Origin of the sequence: Peptoniphilus hominis (ex Hitch et al. 2025), assembly GCF_040096015.1 — a bacterium.
GTDB lineage: Bacteria > Bacillota > Clostridia > Tissierellales > Peptoniphilaceae > Peptoniphilus_A > Peptoniphilus_A hominis.
Genome location: NZ_JBBMFO010000045.1, coordinates 1 through 7,564 on the forward strand (window position 1 = coordinate 1; position 7,564 = coordinate 7,564).

Annotated in this window: 5 protein-coding genes and 1 pseudogene; 1 reads left to right on the forward strand and 5 read right to left on the reverse strand. The window is 30.5% G+C overall.

The annotated features are described in order from the left end of the window. Positions 1-222: 222 nt before the first annotated feature. The 3 genes from WMO19_RS09340 to WMO19_RS09350 are packed head-to-tail and all read right to left on the reverse strand — an operon-like array spanning position 223 to position 4,176. Complete coding sequence (locus tag WMO19_RS09340; RefSeq protein ID WP_349171580.1) at positions 223-1,602, reverse strand: YfcC family protein; 1,380 nt, start codon at positions 1,600-1,602, stop codon at positions 223-225. A 27-nt stretch (positions 1,603-1,629) separates the two neighbouring features. Continuing rightward, positions 1,630-2,754 carry an amidohydrolase family protein gene (locus tag WMO19_RS09345; protein WP_349171582.1) on the reverse strand — a complete coding sequence of 375 codons (1,125 nt, stop codon included), beginning with the start codon at positions 2,752-2,754 and terminating at the stop codon, positions 1,630-1,632. An 18-nt stretch (positions 2,755-2,772) separates the two neighbouring features. Further along, a complete protein-coding gene (locus tag WMO19_RS09350) occupies positions 2,773-4,176 on the reverse strand; it encodes a YfcC family protein (protein WP_349171583.1) in 1,404 nt (467 codons plus the stop codon). Between the two features lie 93 nt (positions 4,177-4,269). Between WMO19_RS09350 and WMO19_RS09355 the strand changes: the two genes are divergently transcribed. Then, complete coding sequence (locus WMO19_RS09355; protein WP_019125739.1) at positions 4,270-5,010, forward strand: MerR family transcriptional regulator; 741 nt, start codon at positions 4,270-4,272, stop codon at positions 5,008-5,010. A gap of 143 nt (positions 5,011-5,153) precedes the next feature. Here the strand turns inward: WMO19_RS09355 and WMO19_RS09360 are convergent, their stop codons facing one another. Then, entirely contained in the window at positions 5,154-6,260 is a 1,107-nt protein-coding gene (locus WMO19_RS09360; protein ID WP_349171584.1) for a M20 metallopeptidase family protein, read from the reverse strand. Between the two features lie 12 nt (positions 6,261-6,272). Further along, positions 6,273-7,432, reverse strand: a pseudogene (locus tag WMO19_RS09920) (AbgT family transporter). Positions 7,433-7,564 lie beyond the last annotated feature (132 nt).

A 7,564-nucleotide genomic window follows, 5' to 3' on the forward strand; every position in this document is an offset into this window, starting at 1 on the left:
TACTATGCAAGAGTTATGGAATCAAAAGCCGAGAAAAAAGAATTAAAAGCAGCATAAGACTTTGAAAACACTAAAAAACAAGCCGAAAAATAATCGGCTTAATTGTAATGCTCAAAACTAATAAATAAATAAAGAAAAGAAAAATAACCCGAAAATAAATTCGGGTTATGCTTGACTTTTGTTAGCAGGTTTTTATTGGGATTTTATGAGTTAAAGTATTTTTTAAAAAATATACACTGCTATAGAAATTAATACTATCTGAAGAATTGTCATTATTAAAAACAAAGGACTTACAAACTTGTACCAAGTATCTATTGGTATACCCATTAGTCCGCATTGCAATATACAAGCTGTTGGCCAAAATATATCAGAAAAACCATCACCAAATATATAAGCAATTATTGCTATTTCTCTGTTTAGTCCAATAAGATCAGAAACTGGTAACATTATTGGGAGGGTTAAAGTTGCTTGACTCGAAGACCCAGTTACAAAAAAATTAATAACATTTTGGATGAATAGCATAATATTTGCAGAAATAATTTTGTGTGAATTATTCAGCAATGTTGACAAATAATATACTACTGTATCCGATATTAAAGCCTCATTCATAATAATTATTATTCCTCTTGTAAAACCTACAACTAAGACAGAAGATATTACGTCTTTAGTTGATAATATAACTTCTTTGCAGATTTTATTTGCGCTCCAGCCACTAATAGCTCCTGCAATAACACCCATCATCAAAAACCACGCTGCAATTTCATCAATATACCAGTCCCAAAAAGCAGTCCCGCATAATAATACAACAATTGTTATAATAAAAGATATGAGCGATAAAAAATGTCTTTTTGTAGGTTCAAGACTTTCTTCGATTTTACTTTCATTAAAATCTTCTTTAAAAAGTGATAACTCTGGATTAGAGTAAATTTTGTTTGCATATTTAATAATGTATAAGGCTGCTGTAGCCTGAAAAATAATAAACACAACAATTCTATACCATATTCCCACATTTACTGGAAGACCTGCTAATTCTTTAGCAATGCCTATAGAAAACGGATTAGTTGTTGCAGCTGAGAATCCAGTTGCTACCCCTAAAAATACAATTGAGCCTCCAACAATTCTGTCATATCCTAGTAAGATAAATAGCTGAATAAAAACCGGTATTAATCCATATACTTCTTCAAATATTCCCAATGTGGATCCAAGTATTCCAAAAACAAAGACACAAATTACAATTAATAGGTTGTTATTTCCATCAAGTCTTTTAATTAAAGCATTAATATAAGTGTTCAAGGTCCCATTTACTACTAAGATATTTACAAAGCTATATGCAAATATTATTAGAAAAAGTATATTAGCCGAACTTACATATCCTTTTTGAATAGCCAAAAAAATATCAAATAGATTGGGAGACTTCCCTTCTACGAACTCAAAGGAGTTTGGTACTACTACCGTTTTCCCAAGAACTTCGTCCTCAACTCTTGTATATTGACCAGATGGAATAATGTAAGTTAGTATACTTACTATTATTAATATGCTCATCAGAATAACATAAGTGTGGGGCATTTTAACATTTTCGAATTTTCTTTTTATTTTTTCCATACCATCACACCTCCTAGCTTTAAGATGTTATACTAATTTGTTACCTCTTACGAATACATTTTTTACTCTAGTAGTATTTGAAAATGGGTGATCTGTCCAAAAAACTAAATCTGCATCTAATCCCTTTTTTATATCGCCTTTTTTATCTTGAATTCCTAAAATTTCTGCTGGATATTTAGTAATTGCTTTTAATGCTTCAAGTTCATCTAAACCATTTTTCACACACATTCTAGCATAATCCACAAGATAGTAAATTGGAGTTACATCGTGATCTGCAGTTATGCAGAATTTTATTTTATTGTCTGATAAATATTTTGCTGTTTCAAAAGTTTTATTCCAACATTCTTGTTTGCCTCTTGGATTCATTGAAGGTCCTAATATTATTGGATACTTATTTTCTGCTAGATAATCTATAATAGAAATTGCATCAGTTCCATGTACGATGACCATATTAATTTCATATTCTTTAGCGATTCTAATTGCTGTACAAATATCATCAGACCTATGGGCATGAACATGAATTGGTATTTCTTTGTTCAAGACTTTTAACATGTTTTCCATACCAAAGTCTTTTCTAAAGTATCCATTGCTATTTTCTTTTTTATACTTATATTCTAAGGCTTCTTCAAAGCATTTTCTCAAATTATATGCAGTACCCATTCTAGAGGAAAAACCGTGGTTTGCAGTTTTTGGATTTTCTCCTAAACTACATTTTATTGCAGTTTTTCTTTGAACTATCATCTTATCAGCTACTTTTTCGCCAAATTCTATGGTTGAACACATTCCGCCTACTACACCATCACTTCCTGGACAAATACAAGCGGTAGTTACTCCCGCTTTTAAAGCTGATTCCACCGCCTTATCGAATGGATAAATAGCATCTAGAACTTCTAGTTCTGGAGTTAGTGCTGAAGAATAATCACAACAATCATCTCCCAATTGTCCCATTCCTTCCTCACTAATGCAAATATGGCTATGGGCATCAATTAAACCTGGTGTAATGTACATATTTGTAGCATCAATAACAATATCTTTATCGTCATTTATTATATTATCTGATATTTCGTGAATTTTTCCATCTATAACTTTTATGTCTCTTTTTACAAATTCTTTTGACTCATAATCTAATAAAAAACCATTTTTTATAAGCATAACTTAACTCATCTCCAATTAATATCTTATCGTTACTGCTACTGTCATAAACACAAATTCTAATATAAGAATAATGATGAACAGTGGAGTAACAAACTTATACCATTTATCTAAAGACACTCCCATTAGTCCGCAACATAAAGCACAAGCTGTAGGCCAAAAAATATCTGCATATCCATTACCAAATTGATAAGCTAGAGCAGCTATTTGTTTGCTCAGCCCTACTAGTTCGGCAGTAGGAGCCATTATCGGCATGGTTATTGTAGCTTGACTCGTAGAACCGTTTATAAATATTTTTACAAGGTTTTGAATGATAAGCATTCCATAAGCAGCAAAGTACTTGCTACCTGTACTAAATACTTTTACTAGCCCATAAACAATAGTATCCGTTATCATTCCTTGTTTCATTAAAACAGTAATACCTCTTGTAAACCCTACAATCAGCATAGAGGACACCATAGATTTTGTTGATTCAATAAAAGTAGTACATATTTCAGTCGCAGAATAGCCACTAATTATCCCTGAAACTACCATTGAAAGCAAGAATAGAGCTGCTATCTCATCTACATACCATTCTAATTTCAATACAGCATAAAGTAAAAATCCAATGGTACCAAAGAATAATAATAAACAAAGTTTATGTCTTGTTGTTAGTATTATATTATCTAAGTCTTCTAAGGATCTATTAGGAATACCTTCGATATTTGTTCCGTACATTATAGACTTAGTTGGGTCCTTCTTTATCTTTCTTGCGTAAATCATAACATAGGTTATGGCAACAACTTCCATTACAAAAAAGATAATCCATCTAAATTGCATACCTGAATACAAAGGTATACCTGCAACATCTTGAGAAACCGCGACATTATAAGGATTAGTTGTTCCAGCTGCATAACCTATGGAGACTCCTAGAAATATTGTAGCTCCACCAACAATGGCATCATAACCTAAGGCAATAAATATACCTACCATAATAGGAAATAAGCCATAAACTTCCTCGTAAATTCCCATAGTTGAAGCTAAAAAACCTAATATTATCATTACTATAGGTATAAGTAGTTGAACACTGTTCCCTATTTTTTTTACTAAAGTCCCAAGTGCAGCGTCCATAGTTCCATTTTTTGTCAAGAAATATACAAATCCATAGGCAAAAATAATTAAAAACATAATATTTGCCGCTTCTACATAGCCTTGTTGTAAGGCTAAAAATAAACCAAAAATACTTGGTGCTTTTGTCTCAACAGTATGATATGAACCTGGTACTACAACCATCTTACCAGATACTGAATCTTCTATCCTGTCATATTCACCCGAAGGTATTACATGAGTGAGGACGAGAACGATTACCATAATAGTAATAAGTATTACATAGGTATGTGGCATTTTAAAATTGAATTTTTTCGAACCTTTCTTTTCTTTCATTTTTTTCACCTCTTGTCCATATTATAAATCTTCAAGTAACTTGAACGTCAATGAATAAAGCTATATAATTTATATTACCAAAGGTGATATTTTATGAAGAATTATAATTTTAATATAGACTATGTCTCAAAATTACTTGGCATTCCGAAATCTACATTAAGGTTTTGGGAAGAAAAAAATTTAATACAAATTAAAAGAGATGATAACGGATATAGAGTTTATTCCACAAGAGACATAATAAACATTGCAGATATTATGTCGTACAAAGATTTAGGTATAAAGATTAGTGATATTCAAGATTTAAGCAGCAATTCACTTATTAGTCAAGAGAAATTTATTAACGAGTCTTTAATTGAAACTCAAAAACAAATTAATAACTATTATAAAATTCTAGACAACCTTAATAATAAAAAGAAACAATTACAAAAATTATCTATACTACAAAAAAATGAGTATACTACTGAAAATATTCAGTTTGATACAGTTGTTGAATTTAATATTCACGATGATGATTTAATTAAGCTCTACTCCCAAAATACCTCTCTATATATACGGTATTATAACTCTACTGATATGGACATTGAAAAAAGAGGTATTATAGTCAATTCATCTAATGAAAAAAATAATGTTTTGTGGACTAATAATAAAGAAAAATTTATAGTCTTTATGGTAAAGGAAATTGTTAATGCTGGTTATAAAAGTAATTTACCTGATAAATTAAAAAAAATAAATTCAAGTCTTAATACAGGGATAATTCTTTTAGAATATCTCACAACAGCTCTTGATAATGATGATATCGTAGATTATTATAAGGCATATCTTGAAATTAAATAGCCCGATTTTCGCTATTATTTAAGGGAGATACATTTTTTATATCTCCCTTGTTCTTTTAAAATATTTTCATATGTTATTTAATAAATCATCGCACACTGATACCATAGACAAGATTCCAGTAGATATAGCATCCTCACTAATTACTAGACCTGAGGAATGAAGACTTGCATTTTTTGATTTATAAATCCAGTCCCTAATCTATACATAGCAGCTGGTATAATTTCTCCATAATATGCAAAATCTTCAGATCCCATTGATGGAAAAGGATTATATATATAGTTTTCCTCTCCAAAATTTTTTATTATAGAAATTTCTATTATTTTAGAAATTGTTTCATTATTATTGGATACAGGTGTTCCTTTATTTATTATAACCTCAGCTGTTCCACCAAAAGTTTTACAAACATTTTCAGTAATCTCTTTTAATCGCTTGTGGAGAAACTCTCTAGTTTCCTCAGACAAAGCTCTGATAGCTCCCTTTACCAGTACTTCATCTGGAATTATATTATACGCCTTTCCTCCATGTACAGAAGAAATGGTTATTATACCTTGATCTAAGGGACTTAGCTCTCTTGATATAATATTTTGAATTCCACAAATAATATTTCCTAAAATTATAATTGGATCAACAGCATTTTCAGGGTTTGCGGCATGTCCTGACTTTCCTTTAATTTTTATGTCAAAAGTATCGGAACAAGTACCCATTTTCCCATGTCTGTGATATATTTTTCCAGCTACGATATTAGGCCAACAATGAAGACCAAATATCGCTTGTGGAATAGGATCTTTGCTTAAAGCTCCATTTTCAATCATATATTTAGCGCATTCGTCTGCTTCCTCAGCAGGTTGAAAAATTAATTTTACAGTCTCATTTAAATTATCTTTATATTTATTTAAGATATATGCACAACCTAATAAGCTAGTTGTATGAACATCATGTTCACAAGCATGCATGACTCCTGCATTAGAAGATTTATATTCTAAACTGTTATTCTCATCTATTGGTAGTGCATCTATATCAGCTCTTATAGCTATACATTTAGAGCTTTTTCCTCTAATAATAGCAACTACTCCTGTTGAATTAATCTTTTCAACTTCTTCTATACCAAATTCTCTTAAAGTTTCTATTATAAAATCTGTTGTTTCATATTCTTTCATGGATAATTCGGGATTTCTGTGGATTTTTCTTCTAATGTTTATAAAAGTATCAATGTTTTTATTAACTTCATTTTTCACTTCATTAAAATTCATAAATTGCTCCTTTTAAATTATGGTTCCTGCGCCAGGCCCAAGAGGAATTCCTAAAACAAACCAAATTATCAAACTTACCGTTTGAACAATTAGTAATGTAAATGTGAATGGTAGTTCTAAAGATATCATTGTGCCTAAACCAATTTCCTTTTCATAATTATCAGGCTTATAATCTTCCAATAAACCTAAGATTACAGGAACAGCACCTGCAATTGGAGAAATAATATTAGTTGCTCCATCTCCAATTCTATAAGCAACTTGAGTTAATGCTGGTGAAAATCCCATCATTGCAAACATAGGAACGAATATTGGTGCAAGTATTAACCATTTTGCAGAAGCACTTCCTATAAATAAATTTAAAAATGTACACAGTAGAATTAATAATATTATTAACAATACGGACGGAATTTGTAATGATTGTAACCAATTAGATCCATGTACAGCTAGAATTGTTGCTAATTTACTTGCATTAAACAATGTAACAAACATTGAAGCAGTAAACATTGTTGGAAAAATTGAAGTCATACCCTTAAGCTCTTCTTGAATATGTTTGGGATATCACTTAATTTAGTAATTGTTTTAGCTCCAATTCCGTATAATGTACCTACTATAAAGAAGAACATAAATATTATTGGTATTACAGATGATATTAACGGAGACTTAGGTAAGAATCCGCCATTTTCATCTCTAAAAAAAGCATTTTTAGGTAATGTTAATATTAACATTATAGCGATGAATAGAATGAATCCATAACCAGAATATTTTAGTCCTTTTCTTTCTAAATTTGAAAGTTCTACGAGTGAAGCATCTTTATTAAAAGTCCTATTTCCATCATTATCTAAATATTTTATCAAAAACTTTTCTGCAACTAATGTGATGAAGATAGTTAATAAAATTGTCATTGCAGCCATAAAATAATAATTCATTACTGGAGTTGTTGAACCTTCTATATTCATTCCTGTTGCTACACTCTCGGTTATTCCTGCTAGCAATACATCAGAATTACTAATAAATAAACTAGCACTCAACCCTCCAGAAGCAGCTGCATAACCTACTATGATTCCTGCCCATGGGTTTCTTCCTAAGCTAGCAAATATAGCAGCTCCTATTGCGGGCGTAAATAATATCCCTGCATCAGATGCAATACTAGAATTTATACCTACAAAAACTATTTGGACTTTGAATCAATTAGAAGATTTGGAATAAATACTTTTAACTTTGATGAAAACTTCTTAAAGGGACTTGAAAATCCAACAGTTGATTCATTAAAAGCATACATCAAAGAACTTGCTGATAAAAAATAT

Bases quoted from the DNA above. Each gene is read 5' to 3' on its own strand.
- WMO19_RS09345 (WP_349171582.1), bottom strand. From the start codon at position 2,754: ATGCTTATAAAAAATGGTTTTTTATTAGATTATGAGTCAAAAGAATTT.
- WMO19_RS09350 (WP_349171583.1), bottom strand. From the start codon at position 4,176: ATGAAAGAAAAGAAAGGTTCGAAAAAATTCAATTTTAAAATGCCACAT.
- WMO19_RS09360 (WP_349171584.1), bottom strand. From the start codon at position 6,260: ATGAATTTTAATGAAGTGAAAAATGAAGTTAATAAAAACATTGATACT.
- WMO19_RS09355 (WP_019125739.1), top strand. From the start codon at position 4,270: ATGAAGAATTATAATTTTAATATAGACTATGTCTCAAAATTACTTGGC.
- WMO19_RS09340 (WP_349171580.1), bottom strand. From the start codon at position 1,602: ATGGAAAAAATAAAAAGAAAATTCGAAAATGTTAAAATGCCCCACACT.